The following is a 22,828-nucleotide window of genomic DNA, read 5'->3' on the forward strand; positions in this document are numbered from 1 at the left end:
TTTACATGTATTTCTTCTATATGTTGCAATAAAAAAGTAGATTTGCTCTTGTAAATAAAAACCAATACCCAAAAATGAGTGCAGTAGAAATTAATAAAGATACCTATCTGAAGTGGTTTGAGTCGATGTTGCTGATGCGCAAGTTCGAAGAGAAAACAGGTCAATTATACGGACAACAGAAAATCCGTGGTTTTTGTCACCTATACATAGGTCAGGAAGCTGTGGTAGCAGGAGCTATTTCGGCACTACAACCAGAAGATTCTATGATCACTGCCTACCGCGATCATGCACATGCTTTAGCAAAAGGTGTGAGTGCTAACAGTATTATGGCAGAAATGTATGGTAAAGCTACCGGATGTTCTAAAGGAAAAGGTGGTTCTATGCACATGTTTAGCAAAGAACATAACTTTTACGGTGGACACGGTATCGTTGGTGGACAGATCCCATTAGGAGCAGGTATCGCTTTCGCTGAGAAATATAAAGGCACTAAAAACTTAAATGTTTGTTACATGGGTGATGGAGCCGTTCGTCAGGGTGCTTTAAACGAAGCCTTTAATATGGCGATGTTATGGAAACTTCCTGTCATCTTTGTTTGTGAGAATAATGGTTATGCAATGGGAACCTCTGTTGAGCGTACCACAAACATGACTGATATATATAAAATAGGTTTAGGTTTTGATATGCCATGTGCACCGGTAGACGGAATGGATCCTGTAGCAGTTCACACTGCAATGGACGAAGCTGCTCAACGTGCAAGAAATGGTGACGGACCAACCTTCCTGGAGATCAGAACTTACCGTTACCGCGGTCACTCGATGTCTGATCCTGCTAAATATCGTTCTAAAGACGAATTAGAATCTTACAAAACTAAAGATCCTATTGAAGCTGTAAGAGAGACAATCCTTCAGGAAAAATATGCTGATCAGGCATGGATTGAAGAGATTGAAGCTAAAGTGAAACAAATTGTCGATGATGCTGTTAAATTTGCGGAAGAGTCACCTTGGCCGGAAGAATCAGAATTATATCAAGATGTTTATGTACAACAGGATTATCCTTACGTACTAGATTAATTTAGAACGCATTTCATTTAATAATATAGAATGGCTGAAATAGTTAGAATGCCCAAAATGAGCGATACCATGACCGAAGGTGTGATGGCGAAGTGGCATAAAAAAGTTGGCGATAAAGTTAAAAGTGGCGATGTAATGGCCGAAGTGGAAACCGATAAGGCGACCATGGATTTAGAGTCATATTGGGACGGTACCGTATTATACATTGGTGTAGAAGAAGGTCAAGCTGTTCCTGTTGACGCGGTTATTGCAGTCATAGGTAAAGAAGGTGAAGATTATAAAGCAGCATTAGACGCTGAAGGTGCTGCGGCGCCAGCGGCAGAAGCAAAACCGGCAGCAGAAGCTGCTCCGGCTGGAAAACCTGCTGAAGATAAAAAAGAAGCAACTGCTGCGGCAGGGATCACTGATGCAGATTTAGAAAAAATGGGCGTTACTGTTGTAAGAATGCCTTTGCTAAGTGATACCATGACTGAAGGCGTAATTGCAGAATGGCATAAAAAAGTTGGTGATAAAATTAAAAATGATGATATCCTTGCTGATGTAGAAACCGATAAGGCAACTATGGAAGTAATGGGATACGCAGATGGGACTTTATTACATATTGGTGTAGAAAAAGGTGCAGCAGCTAAAGTGAACGGTATTATTGCTATTGTTGGTCCTGAAGGGACTGACATCAGCGGTATCCTTGCGCAAGGCGATGCTCCTGCAAAACCTGCAGCAGATAAAAAAGCAGACGCTCCGGTAGCGGAAAGCGCTTCATCTGTGGCAGCAGAAACTGCAACTGCTGAAGGTTCAGATCGTGTAAAAGCATCTCCTTTAGCAAAGAGAATTGCGAAAGACAAAGGTATTGACCTTGCTCAGGTGGCAGGTAGTGCTGATGGCGGACGTATCATCAAAAAAGATATTGAGAACTTCAAGCCTGCAGCAGCAGTGGCGGCCACAACGGCAGCTACAACTTCAGCAGCTCCTGCGGAGAAACAAGCTCAGGTAAGTATTCCTGTATTTGTTGGCGAAGAAAAATATACAGAGAAACCGGTTACCCAGATGCGTAAAGTAATTGCTAAACGCTTATCTGAAAGCTTATTCACAGCACCGCATTTCTATTTAACAATGTCTATTGATATGGATGGTGCAATTGCTGCCCGTACTAAAATCAATGAATATGCGCCTGTTAAAATCTCTTTCAACGATATGGTGTTAAAAGCAGTAGCAATTGCTTTAAAACAACACCCTAATGTAAACTCTTCATGGTTGGGCGATAAGATCCGTTACAATGAGCATGTGAACATTGGTGTAGCTGTAGCTGTAGAAGATGGTTTATTGGTTCCTGTAGTTCGTTTTGCAGATGGTAAATCATTGTCTCATATCTCAGCAGAAGTTAAAGACTTTGCGCAGCGTGCTAAAGCAAAGAAATTACAACCTGCAGATTGGGAAGGTTCAACATTCACCATTTCTAATTTAGGAATGTTCGGAATTGATGAATTTACAGCAATCATTAACCCGCCAGATGCCTGTATTCTTGCAATCGGAGGAATCTCTCAGGTTCCGGTGGTTAAAAATGGTGCAGTAGTTCCTGGTAATGTAATGAAGGTAACTTTAAGTTGCGATCACCGCGTAGTGGATGGTGCAACAGGATCTGCTTTCTTACAAACGCTAAAAGCATTGTTAGAAGAACCAGTAAGATTATTGGTTTAAAATATTTAAATAATCTGAAAAGCTGCTTCGGCAGCTTTTTTTATGCCTGTTACTTTTTGTACTTTTGTCGCTATGTCGAATATTAAACCTTCTCTAGTTAAAGGAACCCGTGATTTTTCACCTCAGGAAATGGTCAAACGCAATCATATTTTTGATACCATTAAAACGGTATTTAAAAAATACGGATATGCCGAAATACAAACGCCAACCATGGAAAACCTGAGTACTTTAACAGGTAAATACGGAGATGAAGGAGATAAGCTGATCTTTAAGATTTTAAACAGCGGAGATTTTCTTTCTAAAGCAAATCCGGAATTACTGGCCAACGCTAATTCTCAGAAGCTGATTTCATCCATCAGTGAGAAAGCATTGAGATATGATTTAACCGTGCCTTTTGCCCGTTACGTGGTGATGCACCAGAATGACATTTCTCTGCCTTTTAAGCGCTTCCAGGTTCAGCCGGTGTGGAGAGCTGACCGGCCACAGAAAGGTCGCTACAGAGAGTTCTATCAGTGTGATGTGGATGTGGTAGGATCGGATAGTTTATTAAATGAAGCGGAGTTTGTCTTGATCTATCAGGAAGCCTTAAGTAACCTCGGCCTGAAAGATTTTACCATCAAACTCAATAACCGTAAAATATTATCAGGAATTGCTGAAATTATTGGTAAGCCAGAGTTGATTATCGACATGACGGTCGCGATTGATAAACTGGACAAGATTGGTTTGGATGGTGTAAGTAAAGAATTGCTGGAACGTGGATTCACGGAAGCTGATTTGGAGAAATTGAAACCCGTGATTTTATTGCAGGGAAGTAACGAAGAAAAATTAAATAGCCTGCGTACGGTACTTGCGGATTCTGCTACCGGAATGAGCGGTATTGCAGAGATAGAAACTGTCTTTAAATATTTAAAAGGATTACTGCAGTCTAATCCGGCGTTTAGCCCTGACCTCGAGCTGGACATTACCCTGGCACGTGGTTTAAATTATTATACAGGCTGTATTTTTGAGGTAAAAACCAATGAAGCTGCAATGGGAAGCATCGGTGGGGGTGGTCGTTATGATGACCTGACCGGAATGTTTGGCCTGAAAGGTTTAACCGGAGTCGGCATCTCTTTCGGTGCAGACCGTATCTATGACGTATTATTGGAACTTAACCTTTTCCCGGAGTCTGTTGCTGCGGGAACGAAAGTCCTGATCAGTAACTTTGATGAAGCTGCTGAATTATATGCCCTGCCAATTGTTCAGCAATTGAGAAATGCAGGTATCGCTGCTGAATTATATCCAAGTGCGGCGAAGCTTAAAAAACAAATGAGCTATGCAGATGCAAAGAATATCCCTTATGTAATTCTGATTGGCAGCGACGAAATGCAAAGCGGAGCACTAACGTTAAAAGACATGCAGAGCGGACAACAGGATAAATTATCCCTGGAAACCATCATCGAAAAAATCAAGGATTAATCTTCTGATTATTCTTTTGCCATATAAGCAGCCAGTTTAGCGCTGGCCTGCTTTCTTACCTTGTTTTTTAGGAAAGAAGTCCATCCCAATAAAAGTCCCGGAAGTCCCAATGCCTGTTTTGACCAGGTATAAAAGTCAAAGTGGTCGGTATGCTTCACAATTTTGCCGTTTTCAATGATAAAGCTGGCGTCGATTTGATTTAAAACTTTTCTTCCCGTTGCTGAAAAAGTATAGTAAGCATCCCAGTGTGCTTTTGCACCATGCTCATCAGCCCTGATATTGCTGAACTCTACACGCATGTCTTTTCCACCTTTAATCAACATTGCCCACATGGCGCGAACTTGTGTGGCATTGAGGTCTATAAATGCTGCATCACTGAACGTTGCCTGATCGCTGTAGCATTCCTGCATTGTGGAGATGTCTTTATTTTGAAAGGCAGTATAGAACTTGGTGATGAGCGCTTCGTTGGCATTCATATCGTTTCGGTAATTTGAGTTTAAGATACGAATTTAACAGGAACCGATGGTCTGGATTAATAAACTTTTCCGGCAAGAATACCTTCAATCCTATCCAGAAGATCGTCAATATCAAAAGGCTTGGCGAGAAATCCATTTGGTTTGAAAGCGCCATGCTGAATATTCTCCTCCGTATATCTCGCGGAGATCATGAGCACCGGAATATCTTCCGTACTGGCTTCAGACCGAAGTTGGGTTAATAATTCCCTGCCGTCTCCATCAGGAAGCATAATATCAAGAATAACCAGATCAGGTCTAAGCTGTTCGATATGCATCATCATATCTGCGCTTTTATTCAGACCAGTAACCTTGTAAGCCTCACTTTGAAGGATTAACGTGATGACATCAAGGATGGCGTGATTGTCTTCAATGACAAGTATGTTTTTTTGAGTCTTAGAGCTTTTTGCCAAAATCAGGATGTGTTTTATGGAATACAAATATATTTAACAAGATCGGCTTGTTCATATATTATTTGATTTTTATAAACAAGTTTCTGTAAATATCCTGCTATCGGACAAATGGAGGAATTATCGAAAGAAATATAAATAAAAATGAAACCTTTTGTGTTTAAGACCGTCTTATATATAAGTTTTAGGTTAGAGAAAAGGTGCAATTGTGGCGATTGTGCCTTTTTTATTGCGCTTTAAAAAGCGTGATTTGTCTGGCCATACCTTTAAAAAGAAAAAGATGGAAGGGGAACATCGCCTACCAACCAGACCCTGTTCTAAAAAAAAGAGGCAATAGACGGGTGCCAATATAACCGTTGGCACCCGTCGATAATATTTTCATTTAAGATGTGGTTGGAAGGTGTCTGTGTTGACGATCGATTTTAACTCCTGTAGAATTGTATATAATCCAAAGTTGGTGCGATTTACATAGATGAAGTGTTTAACGCCTCTGGCCTGCTTAAATTCGGGCATAGTGGCTACCTTTTCCGCATAAGCATAGAGTTGTTCAAAGAATTCAGGTTTACTGAAATCAAATGTTTTGCTCGTATATGGACGGGCAAACAGTTCAATCATTTCCCGATATGCTTTATAGTAGAATTCAATCTGGCTTTCCGTATCCTCTTTATGAATCATGTCCAGTTTGCGGAAGGCTGCAATGGTCTTTGCTTTATCTTTGATCACATCTGTGGAAATCAGGGAGAAAAACGGATAGTAAAAATCATCCGGCATTTCTTTGATACAGCCAAAATCAATGACCCCTAACTTTTCATCGGAAGTGATCATAAAATTACCTGGATGCGGATCCGCATGTACTGCTCTGAGCTCGTGTTGCTGGAAATTATAAAAATCCCACAAAGCCTGACCAATTTTATTGCGAAGTTCCTGTGAAGGGTTTGTTTTTAAAAATTCTTTCAGGTGTAAGCCTTCGATCCAGTCCATGGTGATAATCCGCTTTCCGGACAGTGCTGGGTAATACTTTGGAAAGACCACATTGCTCAGGTGTTTGCAAGCCTCAGAGAATTCAATTGATCTTCTGACTTCCAGTTCATAATCTGTCTCTTCCAACAGCCTTTCCTCTACTTCTTTGATATAAATATTGAGGTCTTTTTCACTCATTCCCAATAGCCGGAAAGCAAAGGGCTTTACGAGTTTCAGGTCTGAAGAGATGCTATCGCCCACTCCGGGATATTGAATTTTGATGGCCAGTGTTTTGCCATCCAGTTCTGCCTGATGTACCTGCCCGATAGAAGCCGCATTACTGGAATGAATATTAAACTTATCGTAGATCTGATCGGGTGTCTTGCCAAAGTTCTTACTAAAAGTCCGGACAATCAGCGGACCGGAAAGGGGAGGCGCATTGTACTGAGATTGGGTAAACTTGTCGACATAAGATTTAGGCAGTATATTTTTATCCATGCTCAGCATTTGCGCAATCTTTAAAGCACTTCCTTTAAGTTCACTGAGTGATTTATAAATGTCGGTTGCATTGTCCTCATTCAGTTCATCCCTGCTCAGGCTAGGGTTGAATAATTTTTTTGAATAATGCTTGATGTAATTGCCACCAATCTGAATACCCGTTTTTACAAACTTTGCAGATCTTTGTCCCTTCGTTACCGGAATACTTTCTTGTTCTTTCATGAGTTATAGCCCCATCTTTTCCTTGAATTTGCCATTTCTGGAAAGAAATTTCCCATATTCCAGTAGATTGTCCAATGGAGAGCGTTCAAAAAGGTCGAAGGTCACATTGATGCCTTTTTCAATGGCCTCATCTGTTTTTTCAAAGCCGGCGCTGTTGTCATTGATCCAGAAATTGAGAATAAAACCGAACTGCAGCCATACTGCATCTTTATATTTTTTACTTAAGAATTTACGGTCGGCCAATTCCCCACTTTCCAGACCTTCATTAATGATTTCTTCGGCGAAGTTCTCAAATATTGGTTTTACACCTGATAAAGCATCTGGTGTACTGAATTTACTGACATGAGATTTAAGGGTATAGATAATGAAACTTCTTTGTTTCTTCAAAACTTCCACATAGCTGTAGAAGAAGGCAAGGATTCTCTCGCGGGATGAATACTGGTTCCAGACTTCCTGTTCCTCAATCGCACTGATCGTTTCCAGGGTGAGTTCTACCCAGATGTTCTTTTCAATACTTTCAAAAGAAGCGTAGAATTCATAAAAATCAGCCTCTGTAATCTTTAATTTCTTAACGAAACTGTATACTGATTTTGGTTTTTCATCATTGATGAGTACATAATCGATGTACGCATTCTTAATTTGCTGAGCCGTTGCCATTTCTTTTTATTTTAATAAACGTTAAAGCGGTCTGCTTAGTTTCGCAGACCGCTCAATTTAGTTCATTATTCCATCATCGTTTTGTAATAAAAAATAAAGACAGATAAAAAAGAAGAAAGGTCTAAAGACCTAGTCTGTGCTTGCGTAAAGTATCTTTTGCAATGTCGTATCCTGCATCAGCATGTCTGATCACCCCCATTGCAGGGTCATTGTGTAAGACACGCTTGATTCTGATTGCTGCATCTTCGGTTCCATCGGCAACGATCACCATTCCTGCATGGATGGAATAACCGATTCCAACGCCGCCACCATGGTGTAAAGAAACCCAGCTTGCGCCACCGGCAGTATTGATCAACGCATTTAAAATCGGCCAGTCGGCTACGGCGTCAGAACCGTCCAGCATGGCTTCAGTTTCCCGGTTTGGAGAAGCTACAGAACCTGTGTCGAGGTGATCTCTGCCAATCACCAACGGTGCTTTTACTTTTCCATCAGCTACCAGTTTATTAAATGCCAAACCTGCTTTTTCTCTTTCGCCTTGTCCCAGCCAGCAGATACGTGCCGGCAAGCCCTGGAAGGCAATGCGTTCCTGTGCCATGGTAATCCATTGTTTCAGACTTTCATTTTCAGGGAAAAGTTCCAGAATCAGTTTATCCGTTTCATAAATATCCTGTGGATCTCCACTTAATGCAGCCCAGCGGAAAGGTCCTTTTCCTTCACAAAATAAAGGGCGGATATAGGCAGGAACAAAGCCAGGGAAATCAAATGCATTTTTAACCCCAGCTTCCAATGCCCTTCCGCGAAGGTTGTTTCCGTAGTCAAAAGTGATGGCACCGCGTTTTTGTAGTTCCAGCATTTGCTCCACATGTTTTGCCATGGTGGCATAAGACTGTTTCACATATTCCTCTGCATTTTCAACGCGTAATTTATTGGCTTCAGCAACGCTGAGTCCTTCCGGGAAATAACCGATTAGTGGATCATGGGCAGAAGTCTGGTCGGTTAAAGTGTCCGGTGTAATGTTGCGGTCGATTAATCTTTGCAACAATTCCACCGCATTACATACCACTCCGATGGAGATGGCCTTTCCGTCTTTCTTATATTGTAAGGCTTTATCAATAGCCGTATCGATATCATGTTCAATTTCATCAATGTAACGGGTCTCCAGGCGTTTTTGAATGCGCCATTCTTCTACATCAGCAGCGAGACAAACACCTTGGTTCATGGTGATGGCAAGCGGTTGTGCACCACCCATTCCACCGAGTCCGGCAGTTACATTTAAGGTGCCTTTCAGGTTACTGTCGAAATGTTTGCGTGCTAAAGCAGCATACGTTTCATATGTTCCCTGTACAATTCCCTGGGAACCGATATAGATCCATGACCCTGCGGTCATCTGGCCATACATCATCAGTCCTTTATCTTCCAGTTCATCAAAATGTTGTTGAGTTGCCCATTTTGGAACCAGTTGAGAATTGGAGATCAATACTCTTGGTGCATCTTTATGTGTTGGCAATACACCCACCGGTTTTCCCGATTGAATGAGTAAGGTCTCTGTATCTTCTAAATTTTGTAGTGCTTTTACGATCAATGCTAAAGCTTCCTTGTTTCTGGCAGCTTTACCGCGACCGCCATAAACGATCAGATCTTCCGGACGTTCGGCTACTTCCGGGTCAAGGTTGTTCAGGAGCATACGTAATGCCGCTTCCTGTACCCATCCTTTACAGGTTAATGTATTTCCTGTTGGGGTTTGTTTTTTACTTAAATCTAAACTAAAATCCATATTTGAAGTCATATAAGGGCAATGTTATAAAACAAATGTATGTATTTATACGAAATTGAGTATTTTTAGCCTTTAAATTTGAAAAAGAGTCAGCAACATATCAACCGCATCATATCTATAGCTTTGCTATGGGTATTTGCTATCGCATTGACTCCTTTCGGGGCTTTACATCATCACGATGAAGCACCTCAGTGTCTAAAAAACGAGAAAACCTGTACCCACAAATTACACGTTAGTAACCATACCGAGACCTGTTTGGTTTGTGCAGCACATTTCGAGAAAAACTACCTTCATGAATACACTCATTTTCAGGTATTCCTGGAAATCAGAAACCTGTCAAAATATTACGCTTTAGTTAGCGGTTCTTATACTGAACTTATTGGCTCCTCACTCCGTGGACCCCCAACAGCCTAATCAATTTTTTTTTATTGTTATCCTGAGCATATAAATTCGCGTACACTGATGTGTGCATTTTATATGCCCGGGCGCTGAATTTATATTTGGCAGTTTTCATTCTATACATCTATTGAATCATTGGCTTATTGCCGATAAATAAAAACACACATGAAAAAAATACACCTTGTATTGGTTGTTCTATTATATACTTTTTTTTCTGCAAGCAGCTTTGCGGCAGACCTTTCAGAAGTTAAAGGTAAGATTACCGATGGCAGTACTCAGGAGCCTTTGGTTGGCGCCACGATATATATAAGTGATTTAAAAGCAGTAACCACCACTAACAGTAAGGGAGAGTTTACTTTAAAAAATATCCCTTCAAAAGGAAGGTTCCTGATGGAAGTCCGCTTTGTCGGATATAAAACCCATTCTCAAATGGTAGACCTTGCGACCATCAATACCTTAAGTATTGCGATGGAATCTTCAGTCATAGAGAGCGCAGAAGTCGTGATTACCGGATCTCCTTTCAGTTCCAATAATAAAACCAACAGTTTATCTGTGGTTACCGTTGGAAAAGATAAGCTGGCTCAGGCCGGAGGAACAAACCTGGTAGACGCGATTTCCAGAATTCCGGGTGTTTCGCAAGTCAGTACAGGAGGTGCGATTTCTAAGCCGACTATCCGAGGACTAGGTTATAACAGGGTGCTGACAATGGTAGACGGCGCAAGAGAGGAAGCCCAGCAATGGGGTGACGAACACGGGATTGAGGTAGATCAGTTTTCGGCAGCAAGAGTGGAGATTTTAAAAGGACCTGCGAGTTTGCTTTATGGATCAGACGCTTTAGGTGGGGTTATTAATATCATTGATGATCTTGTTCCTCCTCCGGGAGTGTTCAACGGAGATTTTACCACTTCTTATGGAACTAATAATGGCCTTAGCGCCTCTTCGCTGATGATGCAGGGAAATGACAACGGATTTGTATACCGCGGTCGTGTATCTTATAAAAACGCCTATGGCTTTGCTTATAAAAATACAACGGTTCCGAACTCCGGATTTAACGAATTTAACCTCAACGGAATGGTGGGGCTAAATAAGAGCTGGGGATATTCTCACCTGACCTTTTCCCGTTTCCATACCAATATAGGTCTTGTAGAAGATGGACCTAACGAGGACGGTAATTTTGTGAATGAAGATGGAGAGGTCATTACAAAAGCAGAAGCACAGCAAAGAAGATTAGGCTTACCTTTTCAGAACATTAACCATTACCGCGCGGCATTGAACAGTAATTTCATCCTTGGCAAAGGACAATTGAAAACCACTTTTGCTTTTCAGCGGAACATGAGAAAGGAATTTGAAGAAAGTGCTGCTGAGCCCGGTTTGAATTTAAACCTGAACTCTTATACTTATGACGTAAAATATTACTTTCCGAATGCCGGTAAGTGGGAACCAGCAATTGGCGTTCAGGGCATGTATCAGAAGAATGTCAATAAGGGTGATGAATTCCTGATCCCGGATTATAACAGCAATAACATTGGTGCCTTTGTATACCTGAAACGCAATTTTGAAAAAGGAGCGGTCAATATCGGTGCTCGCTATGACTACAAAAAAGTAAATGGTCAGGACCTTTCTGTAGATGGGGAGCAAGTATTTAATGGTTTTGATAACAAATTCTCTAATGTTTCCGGTTCCATAGGTTTTGCTTATGAGGTGGCCAAAAACCTGGTATTAAAAGGAAATGCAGGGTCGGGATTCAGAGCGCCAAATATTGCAGAACTTGCAGCAAATGGTCGTCATGAGGGAACGTTCAGGTATGAAATCGGAAATAGCAAGCTAAAACAGGAAACCAGTTTACAGTTTGACCTTGGATTAGAGTATACGGCTAAATATGTGACTTTCGGATTGAATGCTTATGCGAACAGAATCTTTAATTACATCTATCCGGGAAACTTCAATAAAGAAACAAAAGATCTGACCAATGAGGCCGGTGAAGTAGAAACTTTGCCTGTTTACCGATTTGTACAAACGAAAGCAGACTTGATCGGTGGTGAAGCTTCTATGGACTTTCACCTCGTGAAATCACTACACTTTGAAAATTCCTTTGCTTACGTAAGGGGAATTAACCGTGCTGATGATTCTCCGCTGCCCTTTATTCCTGCCGCATCTATTAACAATGAATTGCGCTTTGAACCAAATATTAAAGGTCTTGCCGGTAGCTATGTTAAAGTTGGGGTAAGTAATGTATTAAAACAGGCGCGTTTTGATAGTTTTGAAACACAAACGGACGGTTATACTTTGTTGGATGCAGGAATAGGAGCATCTATCAATACTAAGAAGGGGAAACTGAATCTATGGGTGACAGGGCAGAATCTGCTGGATAAAAAATATTATAACCACCTGAGCAGGTATAAACCTGCCGGTATTTACAATACAGGACGTAATGTTACTTTCGGAATCAATGTTCCTTTTATGTAGAAGAACGTAGTTTTAGATCAAAAAGAGCCGGTAGCACAATTTGTACTACCGGCTCTTTTTTTTCAAAATAAAAGGGTATAGACCTCCTTATGAGGGAAGTATTAAATCTTTTCTGTCCTTAGGAAGGTTACAGAAGCCGCAATGTCTGTCGCTAGTAAACGATCTGCATCATTAAAAGAAACTACTTTTCTATAATTGGCAATCAATGCTTCAATAGCCTGAGAAGAAGCCAAAGGTTTTCTTAAATCCAATGCCTGTGCTGCGGTTAACAATTCAATTGCTAAAATTCTTTCCAGGTTGTTCACTACCCGCAGGCATTTCGTTGCCGCATTTGCACCCATACTCACGTGATCTTCCTGCCCGTTGCTGGAAACGATGCTGTCTACTGATGCCGGTGTGCACAGTTGTTTGTTTTCACTGGCAATCGATGCCGCGGTATATTGCGTAATCATCAAACCTGAGTTTAAACCTGCATCTTTTACCAGGAATGGAGGTAATCCCCTTTGTCCTGAAATCAACTGGAAGGTTCTTCTTTCGGAAATAGATCCGAATTCAGCAAGCGCAATACATAGAAAATCTAAAGTTAAGGCCAAAGGCTGACCATGAAAGTTACCTGCAGAGATGATGCGGTCTTCATCCGGAAATACATTTGGATTATCCGTTACGGAATTGATTTCTGTTTCAAAAACAGACTGTATATAATTGATGCTGTCTTTACTTGCACCATGGACCTGAGGTACACAGCGGAAAGAATATGGATCCTGGGTTTGTTTTCCTTCACGTTTGATCAGCTCACTTCCACTTAGCCATTTGCTGATATTTTGTGCCGTATGTACCTGTCCCGCATGTGGTCTGATGACATGACTAAAAGTATCAAAAGGATCAATTCTACAATCAAATCCATCTATAGAGATCGCTGCAATGGCATCCGCCCATTTCGCCAGGCTTTGTGCTTTAAGCAAGCAAAAAACGCCATAAGAACTCATAAACTGGGTGCCATTGATCAGTGCCAGACCTTCTTTCGACTGAAGTTTTAAGGTTTCCCATCCTAAAGTCTGATATAGGTCTTTAGTACTGGTTTTTACCCCTTTATAAAGCACTATACCTTCTCCAATTAATGGCAATGCCAGGTGGGCAAGAGGGGCAAGGTCGCCGGAAGCGCCTAAAGAACCCTGGGTATAGATCACAGGTAAGATATCATTGTTGTAAAAATCCACAAGACGCTGAACAGTCGTTAGTGCAATTGCAGAATGGCCATAGCTCAGGGACTGTATTTTCAGCAGCAACATTAAGCGTACAATGTCAGGGGATACTTCTTCTCCTGTTCCGCAAGCATGCGATAGTAACAGGTTGTGTTGTAGCTGAGAAAGTTTCTCAGATTCGATCTCTACATTTTGTAAATAACCAAATCCGGTATTGATTCCATATATAGGGCCATCGTGACGTTTAAGTTTGTCGTCCAGATAGTTTCTGCATTTTTCTATTTTAGCAAGGGCCGCATCGGATAATTGTAGGGTTTGTTTTTCTGTGATGATCTCTGCAATTTGCGACAGTGATAATCTTTCCAAACCTATTTGGTAAGTGCTCATACTTTTTATATTTCTGCAAAATTATAAATAATGCTTAAGTTTAGAACTTTCGATCCCTTTTATTGTTTTTTCCTAAAATCTCATCTATGTTCTACCAGAAAATCTCACTTTACTTTTTATTACTTTTTGCCGCAACAGCTGTCAGAGCCCAGCAAACGGATACTTTGTCTATCACTTTAGAAAATGTTAAATACAATTATCCCGTAAAATATTTCCCAATCCATACAGAAGGGCAGGACTTGCGGATGGCCTATATGGATGTTGCACCGCTGAATGCACCAAACGGAAGAACGGTTGTGCTCTTGCATGGGAAGAACTTTGGAGGGTATTACTGGACAAATACCATTAAAGCATTAAGAGAAAGAGGATTCAGGGTAATTGTTCCTGACCAGATTGGTTTTGGGAAATCCTCAAAAGCCTTCATTCATTATAGTTTTCACCAGATGGCCCGTTGGAATAAAGCATTGCTCGATACCCTAGGCATTCAAAAAGCCAGTATCCTTGGTCATTCTATGGGAGGAATGCTGGCTACCCGGTTTGCCTTATTATATCCGGAAAGTACAGAGAAATTATTATTGGAAAACCCAATCGGACTGGAAGATTACAGGAGTTTTATTCCTTATGTAAGTACAGACGATCAATATAAAACAGAGTTAAAAGCCACTGCCGAGAGCACTAAAAAATACTACCAGAGTTCTTACTTTACCGTTTGGAAACCAGAATATGATGAATTGGTCCGTATTGCCGGAGGGGTAACCAATAGCGCTGATTTCCCAAGATGGGCCAGGGTTGCCGCAATGACTTTTACCATGATCTATGAGCAACCGGTCGTACATGAGTTTATCAATGTCCGTGTTCCTACCATATTGTTTATCGGTAAGGAAGACAAGACCATCGTAGGAAAAGGCTTACTCAGCCCGGATCAGCAAGCTTTACATGGACAATACCGCTTCCTTGGAAAGCAAACTGCGGCGAAAATCCCAGGTGCCAAGATTGTTGAATTTGAAGGCTGTGGGCACATCCCTCATATAGAAATACCCACAGAATTCAACGTTGCCTTATTGGGCAGTTTATAGTTCTTTTTTTGCCAGGTCCTGTAAAAACATCATGGACAAGCTGTCATAAAGCTCCGGATGTTTCGATTTGAACTGATCTGGTTTCTCAAAGAAATACTCCGATACCACGGCAAAAAACTCTGCCTCATTGGTAATCGCATAAGGGTTAATGTCTGATTTTCCCTGTTCAATTTTATGCATCTCCTCATGGATCATTTTGATCCATGGGATGGTGTACTCATGTTTCATCAGGTTTTCCGGAACCCCATCTGTTGCCCCGTCTGATTTATCCACCAGGTGTACAAATTCATGGATGGCGGTATTCTCCTTGTCTGCTGCATTGGAAAAGCCTTGCTGCAATGCTGATCTCGATAAGATCATTTGTCCGTTCATATAACCGGTTCCCACCATACCCAGGATATTCCGGTCTCCTCCTTCATACTGAAAGTCTTTATTAAAGGTATCCGGATACAACAGTACGTTCGTCAGGTTATCATATCTCCAGTCTTCAAAGCCAAAGACGGGGATCACTGCACTCGATGCAATCAGCAGTTTATCCAATACCGTGATGGGGGTACCCACGCCTTCCACATGTATCCCGCTCAAAAAGGCAGAGATTCTGTGCTCAAATCTGATTCGGTCATCTACCGTCAGGTGCTGGTAATAGGTCACATGCTGGAATAGCAGTTGTTTGTCGGCCTCACTAAGGCTCACATAATTTTTATGGTTATCTTTTCTGAAGATGAAATAGATCACCAGTAAAAGGATCGGAATAAGGATAAAAAAGGCCTGCATAGATTAAGCTTCGAGGATTTCCAGTTGAGTAATCACTTGTTCCTCGGTTACCGGGTAAGTTTGCTGATGAGCGATGCTTTGGTATACGGCTTCAAACAGGGGCAGGTAGCTTCCTCTTAAAGATGGAATGTCCTGTTTCGTTTTGTTTCCCTGTTCATCAATTAAGGTCAGCTTTCCTTCGGTTCCGACGGCTTCAAAGCCATAAGCAGGATCAGAAACTTTCATCCCTTTCAGCAATTGCTCTTCCTGGGAATCCGCTCTTACTTTATGTAAAGAACCATTGGTGCCATTGATCACAAAAGCTGGTAAAGCATCTACCACCATCATATTGGAATGAACAAATACATTGACGCTATTTGGGTAGCTCAGGTGAATAGAAAAATAATCATCCACCTTTGTATCTACACGGTTCTTTCCTAAAATTTTATGAAAAGAATCCGGCTTTCCGAAAATGCTTAAGGCCTGATCCAGCAAATGCGGCCCAAGATCATACATAAGGCCACTCGCTGCTACCGGCTCTTCTTTAAAGCTTTTTACTCCGATAGTAGAGCGGTATCTGTCGTAACGGAAATGAACCTCACTCAGCTTCCCTAATTTTCCACTTTCAATGACCTGGCGTACTGCGGTAAAATCGCTATCCCATCTTCTGTTTTGATAGAAAAGCACTTTTTTATCCAGCTGTTTTGCAAGGTTAAAAATTTCTTTTGCTTCCGCAGAGCTGGCGGCGAAAGGTTTTTCTACTAAAATATGTTTTCCAGCAGCCAATGCTTTTTTGGCGTAGTCGTAATGCGTATTGTTTGGCGTATTGATGATGATCAGCTCAATCTTTTCATCTCCGATTAATTCGTCAATGCTGTTATAACTGATGATTCCAGGATAATCGTTTTCTGCATGCTTATGGTTTCTCTCTGTTATTGCATGTAGTTTAAAACCAGGATGGGCATGTACAAATGGAGCGTGAAAGACTTTTCCTGACATTCCATAGGCCATCAGCCCTGTTATTATTTCTTTTTCCATAAGTAATCTGTTTGCTGCTTTTATTACGCTAAAAATAACAAAAACGGTTTACTTAACGCTTAATCTTAATGTAATAAAGCACAAAAGCTAATTTGTATCTTTGTCGCATGAAACCTGCAGAAATACACGCGAAATGGAAAGTTTTGCAACAAAAGATAGCTCAGGAGTTCGATTCTGATATCCCCGATTTAAAGGTCATGCTATTTTTAATCGGTGTGCAGGAATTGGGCAAAGGACCTGGCAAGTACAGTAAACGTCAAAAGGAGGAGCTGATGCATATCGCTACCTGCCGTTTGTTAAGTGAAATGGGATTCTATGAACTGGAAGGACTGGATCAGGATGGATGGCCACATTGGAAACTGGTAAAACCCGTCCCTTCATTTGCAATGATGGAGCAGGAGTTACTCTTAAAATCTCTGGCGATCCATTATTTTGAGGACATCTATTCTTAAAATAAGAACCCGAAAAATAAAATACAATAAAAAACCCGAAGTACTGAGTACGACGGGTTTTCGTTTTTATAGGTAGATGTAAATGTGCGTGTTATTTGCCTTGTTGTTTGGCTTGTTGTTTCAATTGATCGTTAGCAACGATAACTACTTCAACCCTACGGTTAGCAGCTCTTCCTGCGTCAGTAGTATTGTCTGCAATTGGTTCAGAGAAACCTTTTCCTACCGTGATTAAACGTGAAGAAGGAACGCCCTGAGAAACTGCATAAGCTTTAACCGCAGCAGCTCTTCTTTCAGAAAGGCTCATGTTATAAGTCTCTGTACCTTTATTATCAGTATGACCAATTACTTTAATGTCTGTTCCAGGATATTGATTGATCGAGCCAGCCAAAGATTGGATGTTTGTTTTTGCTGCAGCTGTTAAGTCAGATTTATCAAAACCAAATAGGATACCGCTATCAAATTTAACAATGATACCTTCTCCTTCACGGATTACTTCAGCATTAGGGATTGCATTTTGAATCTCAGCAGCTTGTTTGTCCATTCTTTTTCCAATAAATCCACCGGCAGTACCACCTACAGCGGCACCAATGATAGCTCCAACGGCAGTATTACCTGCTTTTTTGCCTATAATAGCACCTAGAACACCACCTGCAGCAGCACCGATACCAGCTCCTTTTTGGGTTTTAGTTAAACTATCGCAACCTTGAAATGTCATTGCACCCATGGCTAAAGCGATACTAAATGTTGCTATTTTAAATTTTGAAGTAATCATAATCTTATTATTTATTTTACTCAGAGCTTTAATCAAACCTGATGCCAATCTTATTGTTTTGTAAAATTATTGTGTCATGTGAATATTTTAACACTCAAATGTCGGTCAAAAGGTCATTTTAGCGGAGCTGCCAATCAAACACTGACTACAATTCTGTACAACTGGAAATAAGGATTTCTGTTTTATCCGGAAAAATAGGCTTCCAATTCCATCAAAGTATTTTCATTGGTGCGGAGATCTTTAATGATCAATCCTTTTTCCATGAGAATAATCCGGTCGCAAACATCTGTCACATGATTCAGGTCATGACTGGAGATCAGGGTGGTCATGTTCCGCTCCTGTTTCAATGATTTGATCAGTGCCTTTAATCTGATTTGCGTAGTCGGATCCAGGTTAGCGAAAGGCTCATCCAATACCAGTAACTCGGGCGCCTGCATCAATGCTGCGGCAATGCCTACCTTATTCTGATTGCCTTTTGAAAAATCCCGTATGTACTTCCCTTTATCCAGAATCTCTCCATTAAAAAACTCATGAAACTGCTCCAGGTAATCCATCACATGGGCAACACTCATCTTGTGCAGGCTTCCAATAAATACAAAATACTCTTCTGAAGTCAGGTAATCGATCAGATAACCTTCATCAAGGTAAGAAGCGGTATAATCTTTCCATTGGCCATCATGCGCTACCTGTTCCCCCTTAGATAAGATTTCTCCCTGATCCGGGCGAATCAGGTCAAGTAACATTCTGAATAACGTTGTTTTTCCAGCACCATTATTACCCACGATCCCAACAGTTTCGCCTGCATTAATCTGTAAATCGTTAATGTTTACAACGGTTCTGTTACCGTATGTCTTTTGTAATTTTGAAATTTCTAAAATCATGATTTCTCTCTAAAGCCCTCGGTAATCTTGTGTTTTCTCTTATTAAACTCATTTACTATAAAACCAACCCAGAATTCACGGGTTAAGCAGGCCGTTAATCCGCAAGCCCCTAATGCGATGAAGCCCCAGTATGGAGATCCCGATAAGGAGAGAGGAAGAAGTATAACATAAGGAGCTAAAAAATAGGGAAGTCCTAATACCCACTGACTGGCACCTACTCCCTGGAAATTAAATGTTGATCCTTTGCTCAGGTCCATTGATCTGTAATTTCTTGTGGCAAAATACAAGACGATCACTGTTCCTATTCCTATATTGTATAAATACGCAGCAAACTGAATCACCAGGATTTTCCAGCTGAGGAATCCATATAAGCAAGCCACTAAGGTGGTAAAAGTAGAAAAGAGGGTAAACATCAGGAACTTTGCTTTAATGAAATTTCTGAGGTTTATTTTATTGGCCATCAGCCCGTCAAAATGGGAAGACTGCCAGCCGAACATAAACTGTCCATAAATACTGATGCAATTTCCGGTCATAAATACCGACGCAAATAGCATGAGTTCCAGTTTGTCCTGATCTAACAGCTCCTTTTTATAAAACAGGAAACCATAGAACAGGAACAATAAGCTCATCGTTATGGCAGAACGGCTTCTTTTATTTCTGAGGATCAGTTTAAGCTCAAGGGCTACTAAGGTGCCGGTCTCTCCAAACCGATCCAGAAAAGGGTAGTCTGTACTTGTCTTTTTTGCTTCATTTTTACTCAGTTCCTCTACATATAGATTACGTCGGAGATACCTTGCATTTAGTTGATACATCAAGATTGCAAAAAGGGTAAACCCAAATCCGGCGAGCGGATAATTGGTCACAAATCCAAATACCTGATTGGAGATCGCAGAGATAGAGAAAACCTTAAAATATTCAAGAAGTCCCAGGGTGATGATGAGCAACAACACTAGCGGAACGATTTTCAAATTCTGAATGCTTCGTCTTTTGATATATAAAGCTGCGTAATTATTGAAAACCGTTAGGGAAAGAATACTTACCACATACATCAACGCTGTAAAAGGATCATATACATCCGATATGGCGGTTGCGCAAAAGGGCAGAAATAGAAAGAGCGGTAATACATTAAAAGCGGAAAACAGGGCCCTTGTATTTAGAAAATTTACGATTTTCTTTTTTGGGATTTTAAGGTGCAGGTAGGGGACAACACTCAGGGTTGGCAACTCCTGTAACTGCATGCGCATGAGAAAGTCGACCGCAAAATAATAAAGAATCACCCCATTGAATACGGTAAAAATATCTTTTCCGGGAAAAAACTGCGTGATAAAGACTTCCATACTAAAGCCTAAGAAAAAGGCTACGCCCAGAAGATAGGCCACAATTATCCCTATAAATATTTGAGTGGCAATGGTTCCTCCTTTGTTTTTTGAACGCCAGAAGGCCTTCCATTGATGGTCGAGAAAAGTTCCCAGCATATTAATAGTTGTATTTATTTTTCCAGTTCTGTTTCAACTTCTCTCTCAGTTTATCTTCTGCGGGATTTTTCCCAGGGTCATATAGTTTTGTGCCTGCCAGGATTTCCGGGAAATACTCCTGCTCAGAAAAATTACCTTCATAGCCATGCGCATATTGATAATCCTTCCCGTAACCGATGTTTTTCATCAGTTTGGTCGGGGCATTCCTGATGTGTAAAGGTACAGGCAGATTCCCGGTTTGTTTCACCAGGGCCTGTGCTTTATTAATTGCCTCATAAGAAGCATTGCTTTTTACGGAAGAAGCCATATAAGTTACCGCCTGAGAAAGGATAATCCTTGCCTCCGGATAACCAATTACATTCACTGCCTGGAAGCAATTGTTGGCCAGGAGCAAGGCATTTGGATTGGCATTCCCAATATCCTCAGAAGCAAGGATTAACAGCCGGCGGGCGATGAACAGCGGATCTTCTCCTCCTTCAATCATCCTTGCCAGCCAATACACTGCTGCATTGGGATCGCTTCCTCTGATCGACTTAATGAAAGCCGAAATAATATCATAGTGCTGTTCTCCTGCTTTATCATAGAGTGCCAGGTTCTGCTGGGCATGCTCCAATACATTTTCGTTTTTGAGCACGATTTTATCTCCGCCAATACCATTAACGGCAATTTCAAGTACGTTTAATAATTTTCTTGCATCCCCACCGGATAAGCGGATCAATGCCTCATGCTCTTTGATTGTGATTTTCTTTTCCTTCAGGACCACATCCTGCTTGATTGCTGTTTGCAGCAATCCGGAAAGCTCTTCTTCATCGAGAGATTTTAAAATATAGACCTGCGAGCGGGAAAGTAATGCGGAGATGACCTCGAAAGAAGGGTTTTCTGTGGTAGCACCAATTAAAGTGACCAATCCTCTTTCTACGGCCCCCAGTAAGCTGTCCTGTTGTGATTTGCTGAAACGGTGGATCTCATCAATAAAAAGAATTGGCAGTCCCATCAGGCTGTCTTTGAGCAGTGCAGCTCTGTCGATCACATCCCGTATATCTTTAACCCCGGAATTGATGGCACTAAGATTAAAAAAAGGACGGTCGAGAGTTTGCGATATGATATAGGCCAATGTCGTTTTACCTACACCGGGCGGGCCCCAAAAGATCATAGAAGGAAGCTGTCCGCTTTGAATTGCTTTACGTAATACGGCATCAGGACCTACTAAGTGCTTCTGACCAACGTATTCATCCAAATTTTTTGGACGCATACGTTCTGCTAAAGGAGGTAGGTTTTGCATATAGGTAAAGATAATACCTTAATCGCAAATCCCCTCCCTGAATGCTATTATTTTTAGCGTTTATTCTTTAGCCGGGCCTGTGGCGCCTGCAGTTTTTGGCTTTTTCTTCCAGAATTTGCGCTGCGGTTTCTTTTTGTCGTATCTTTTTTCTGCTGAGGCACTGGCCGGGGTATCGGCAGGTGCTTCTCCAAGATGTTCAGGAAGCGGCATCCTATCGATCTTTTTATCGATCAGTTTTTCAATGTTCGCAAATTTACGTTTGTCTTTATCGTTCACCAGGGTGATCGCCGTACCGGTGGTTGCTGCTCTGGCTGTCCTTCCAATCCTGTGGATATAATCTTCCGGATCGTGAGGAACATCAAAGTTGATCACCAGACTGATTCCTTCCACATCAATTCCTCTCGACAGTACATCTGTTCCGATCAGGACAGGAACCCTTTTGTTCTTGAATTCAGACAAAATCGCCTCACGTTCTTTCTGACCAAGGTCAGAATGGAAAGCTTCCGCTTTAAATCCTAATCCACGGAAAACCTTACCCAGATTTTTCACTTTTTCCTTTGTCGACGCGAAGATCAGGATACTCGGAAAATCTACATTTTTCATCAGCTCCGTTAGTAGCTTTACTTTCTGGGCATCATGAACAAGGTAGGCCTGTTGGTTAATTCCTGCTGCAGGTTTAGAGATCGCAATGCTGATTTCTTCAGGCTGCTGAAGCAATCTGCCGGCAAGGGTTCTTATCTTAGGAGGCATTGTTGCGGAAAACAATACCGTTTGTCTTTTCTCCGGAAGGAAGCTTACAATGCGCATAATGTCATCATAAAAGCCCATGTCCAGCATTCTGTCTGCTTCATCCAATACCAGGTGCTGAAGCTGATCCAGTTTCAATAAGCCCGAAGAAAGGTGAGAGATCAAACGTCCCGGAGTGGCGATAATGATATCTACTCCTTCGCGCATAGAGCGTTTTTGCTGCTCATAAGCGATGCCATCCCCACCACCATAGACCGTTAAGGAGCTGATGTTGGTGAAATAGGAAAGTGCTTCTACCTGCAAATCAATTTGCTGGGCAAGTTCCCGGGTTGGTGCTAATATCAGGGTATTATTATGACGATCCTCTGTCTGGCTGATCATGTTCATGATTGGCAACAGATAAGCGCCTGTTTTTCCCGTACCTGTTTGTGCACAGGCAATTAAATCTTTTTTATCTAGGATAAGCGGAATAGCTTCTTGCTGGATGGGCGTAGCGTTGCGAAAACCCATCGCTAATAAACCCTCTAGTAAGTCGGGGTTAAAATTAAAATCTTTGAAATCCAATATACTTCTATGTTGTTAGTATTACCCTATAAAAGTAACCTTTTATTTCATTACTTATATAATGTTTTTTACTTGCAT

The 22,828-nt window shown here is 41.3% G+C and carries 20 protein-coding genes; 7 read left to right on the forward strand and 13 right to left on the reverse strand.

Features of this window, described 5'->3' with window-relative positions:
- The first annotated feature begins 74 nt into the window (after positions 1 to 74).
- From pdhA to hisS, 3 genes are all read left to right on the forward strand, one after another.
- Entirely contained in the window at positions 75 to 1,070 is a 996-nt protein-coding gene (gene pdhA, locus BLQ87_RS24550) for a pyruvate dehydrogenase (acetyl-transferring) E1 component subunit alpha (protein ID WP_074611577.1), read from the forward strand.
- 30 nt (positions 1,071 to 1,100) lie between these two features.
- Positions 1,101 to 2,765, forward strand: coding sequence for a pyruvate dehydrogenase complex dihydrolipoamide acetyltransferase (locus BLQ87_RS24555; RefSeq protein WP_074611578.1), 1,665 nt, complete (start codon positions 1,101 to 1,103; stop codon positions 2,763 to 2,765).
- Positions 2,766 to 2,837: 72 nt separating this feature from the next.
- Positions 2,838 to 4,223, forward strand: coding sequence for a histidine--tRNA ligase (gene hisS, locus BLQ87_RS24560; protein ID WP_074611579.1), 1,386 nt, complete (start codon positions 2,838 to 2,840; stop codon positions 4,221 to 4,223).
- 8 nt (positions 4,224 to 4,231) lie between these two features.
- Here hisS and BLQ87_RS24565 read toward each other — a convergent pair whose 3' ends face one another.
- From BLQ87_RS24565 to hutU, 5 genes are all read right to left on the reverse strand, one after another.
- On the reverse strand, positions 4,232 to 4,699 hold the full coding sequence (locus tag BLQ87_RS24565) for a nuclear transport factor 2 family protein (protein ID WP_074611580.1): 468 nt from the start codon (positions 4,697 to 4,699) through the stop codon (positions 4,232 to 4,234).
- Between the two features lie 56 nt (positions 4,700 to 4,755).
- The gene (locus BLQ87_RS24570) at positions 4,756 to 5,148 is read right to left on the reverse strand and encodes a response regulator transcription factor (RefSeq protein ID WP_074611581.1); all 393 of its coding nucleotides are present in this window, start codon (positions 5,146 to 5,148) and stop codon (positions 4,756 to 4,758) included.
- Between the two features lie 375 nt (positions 5,149 to 5,523).
- A complete protein-coding gene (locus BLQ87_RS24575; RefSeq protein WP_074611582.1) occupies positions 5,524 to 6,825 on the reverse strand; it encodes an ABC1 kinase family protein in 1,302 nt (433 codons plus the stop codon).
- Positions 6,826 to 6,828: 3 nt separating this feature from the next.
- Positions 6,829 to 7,482, reverse strand: coding sequence for a TetR family transcriptional regulator C-terminal domain-containing protein (locus tag BLQ87_RS24580; protein ID WP_074611583.1), 654 nt, complete (start codon positions 7,480 to 7,482; stop codon positions 6,829 to 6,831).
- Between the two features lie 121 nt (positions 7,483 to 7,603).
- Positions 7,604 to 9,268, reverse strand: coding sequence for a urocanate hydratase (hutU, locus tag BLQ87_RS24585; RefSeq protein ID WP_083362042.1), 1,665 nt, complete (start codon positions 9,266 to 9,268; stop codon positions 7,604 to 7,606).
- 66 nt (positions 9,269 to 9,334) lie between these two features.
- On the opposite strand from hutU, the gene BLQ87_RS33595 reads away from it, so the two are divergent.
- Positions 9,335 to 9,670 carry a hypothetical protein gene (locus BLQ87_RS33595; RefSeq protein WP_143010538.1) on the forward strand — a complete coding sequence of 112 codons (336 nt, stop codon included), beginning with the start codon at positions 9,335 to 9,337 and terminating at the stop codon, positions 9,668 to 9,670.
- Between the two features lie 150 nt (positions 9,671 to 9,820).
- Entirely contained in the window at positions 9,821 to 12,121 is a 2,301-nt protein-coding gene (locus BLQ87_RS24590) for a TonB-dependent receptor (protein ID WP_074611584.1), read from the forward strand.
- A gap of 101 nt (positions 12,122 to 12,222) precedes the next feature.
- On the opposite strand, the gene hutH is transcribed toward BLQ87_RS24590, so the two are convergent.
- Positions 12,223 to 13,710 carry a histidine ammonia-lyase gene (gene hutH, locus BLQ87_RS24595; protein WP_074611585.1) on the reverse strand — a complete coding sequence of 496 codons (1,488 nt, stop codon included), beginning with the start codon at positions 13,708 to 13,710 and terminating at the stop codon, positions 12,223 to 12,225.
- An 86-nt stretch (positions 13,711 to 13,796) separates the two neighbouring features.
- Between hutH and BLQ87_RS24600 the strand changes: the two genes are divergently transcribed.
- Positions 13,797 to 14,786, forward strand: a complete 990-nt coding sequence (locus tag BLQ87_RS24600) for an alpha/beta fold hydrolase (RefSeq protein WP_074611586.1) — start codon at positions 13,797 to 13,799, stop codon at positions 14,784 to 14,786.
- Here BLQ87_RS24600 and BLQ87_RS24605 read toward each other — a convergent pair.
- The gene (locus BLQ87_RS24605) at positions 14,781 to 15,560 is read right to left on the reverse strand and encodes a M90 family metallopeptidase (protein ID WP_074611587.1); all 780 of its coding nucleotides are present in this window, start codon (positions 15,558 to 15,560) and stop codon (positions 14,781 to 14,783) included. The two genes, BLQ87_RS24600 and BLQ87_RS24605, sit on opposite strands and share 6 nt — an antisense overlap.
- A 3-nt stretch (positions 15,561 to 15,563) precedes the next feature.
- Complete coding sequence (locus tag BLQ87_RS24610; protein ID WP_074611588.1) at positions 15,564 to 16,577, reverse strand: Gfo/Idh/MocA family oxidoreductase; 1,014 nt, start codon at positions 16,575 to 16,577, stop codon at positions 15,564 to 15,566.
- 107 nt (positions 16,578 to 16,684) lie between these two features.
- Here BLQ87_RS24610 and BLQ87_RS24615 point away from each other — a divergent pair, with 107 nt between their 5' ends.
- Positions 16,685 to 17,029 carry a hypothetical protein gene (locus tag BLQ87_RS24615; RefSeq protein ID WP_074611589.1) on the forward strand — a complete coding sequence of 115 codons (345 nt, stop codon included), beginning with the start codon at positions 16,685 to 16,687 and terminating at the stop codon, positions 17,027 to 17,029.
- 91 nt (positions 17,030 to 17,120) lie between these two features.
- Here the strand turns inward: BLQ87_RS24615 and BLQ87_RS24620 are convergent, their stop codons facing one another.
- The 5 genes from BLQ87_RS24620 to BLQ87_RS24640 all read right to left on the reverse strand — a co-directional run bounded on the left by BLQ87_RS24620 (position 17,121) and on the right by BLQ87_RS24640 (position 22,750).
- The gene (locus BLQ87_RS24620; RefSeq protein WP_074611590.1) at positions 17,121 to 17,801 is read right to left on the reverse strand and encodes a YiaD family glycine zipper/OmpA-like lipoprotein; all 681 of its coding nucleotides are present in this window, start codon (positions 17,799 to 17,801) and stop codon (positions 17,121 to 17,123) included.
- Between the two features lie 182 nt (positions 17,802 to 17,983).
- Positions 17,984 to 18,682, reverse strand: coding sequence for an ABC transporter ATP-binding protein (locus tag BLQ87_RS24625; RefSeq protein WP_074611591.1), 699 nt, complete (start codon positions 18,680 to 18,682; stop codon positions 17,984 to 17,986).
- Complete coding sequence (locus BLQ87_RS24630; protein WP_074611592.1) at positions 18,679 to 20,157, reverse strand: DUF5687 family protein; 1,479 nt, start codon at positions 20,155 to 20,157, stop codon at positions 18,679 to 18,681. Before BLQ87_RS24630 ends, BLQ87_RS24625 begins: the two co-directional genes overlap by 4 nt.
- Before the next feature lies 1 nt (position 20,158).
- Positions 20,159 to 21,439, reverse strand: coding sequence for a replication-associated recombination protein A (locus BLQ87_RS24635; RefSeq protein ID WP_074611593.1), 1,281 nt, complete (start codon positions 21,437 to 21,439; stop codon positions 20,159 to 20,161).
- 60 nt (positions 21,440 to 21,499) lie between these two features.
- Positions 21,500 to 22,750, reverse strand: coding sequence for a DEAD/DEAH box helicase (locus BLQ87_RS24640; protein WP_074611594.1), 1,251 nt, complete (start codon positions 22,748 to 22,750; stop codon positions 21,500 to 21,502).
- Positions 22,751 to 22,828 lie beyond the last annotated feature (78 nt).

The sequence above is a fragment of the Pedobacter steynii genome (assembly GCF_900103665.1).
GTDB lineage: Bacteria > Bacteroidota > Bacteroidia > Sphingobacteriales > Sphingobacteriaceae > Pedobacter > Pedobacter steynii.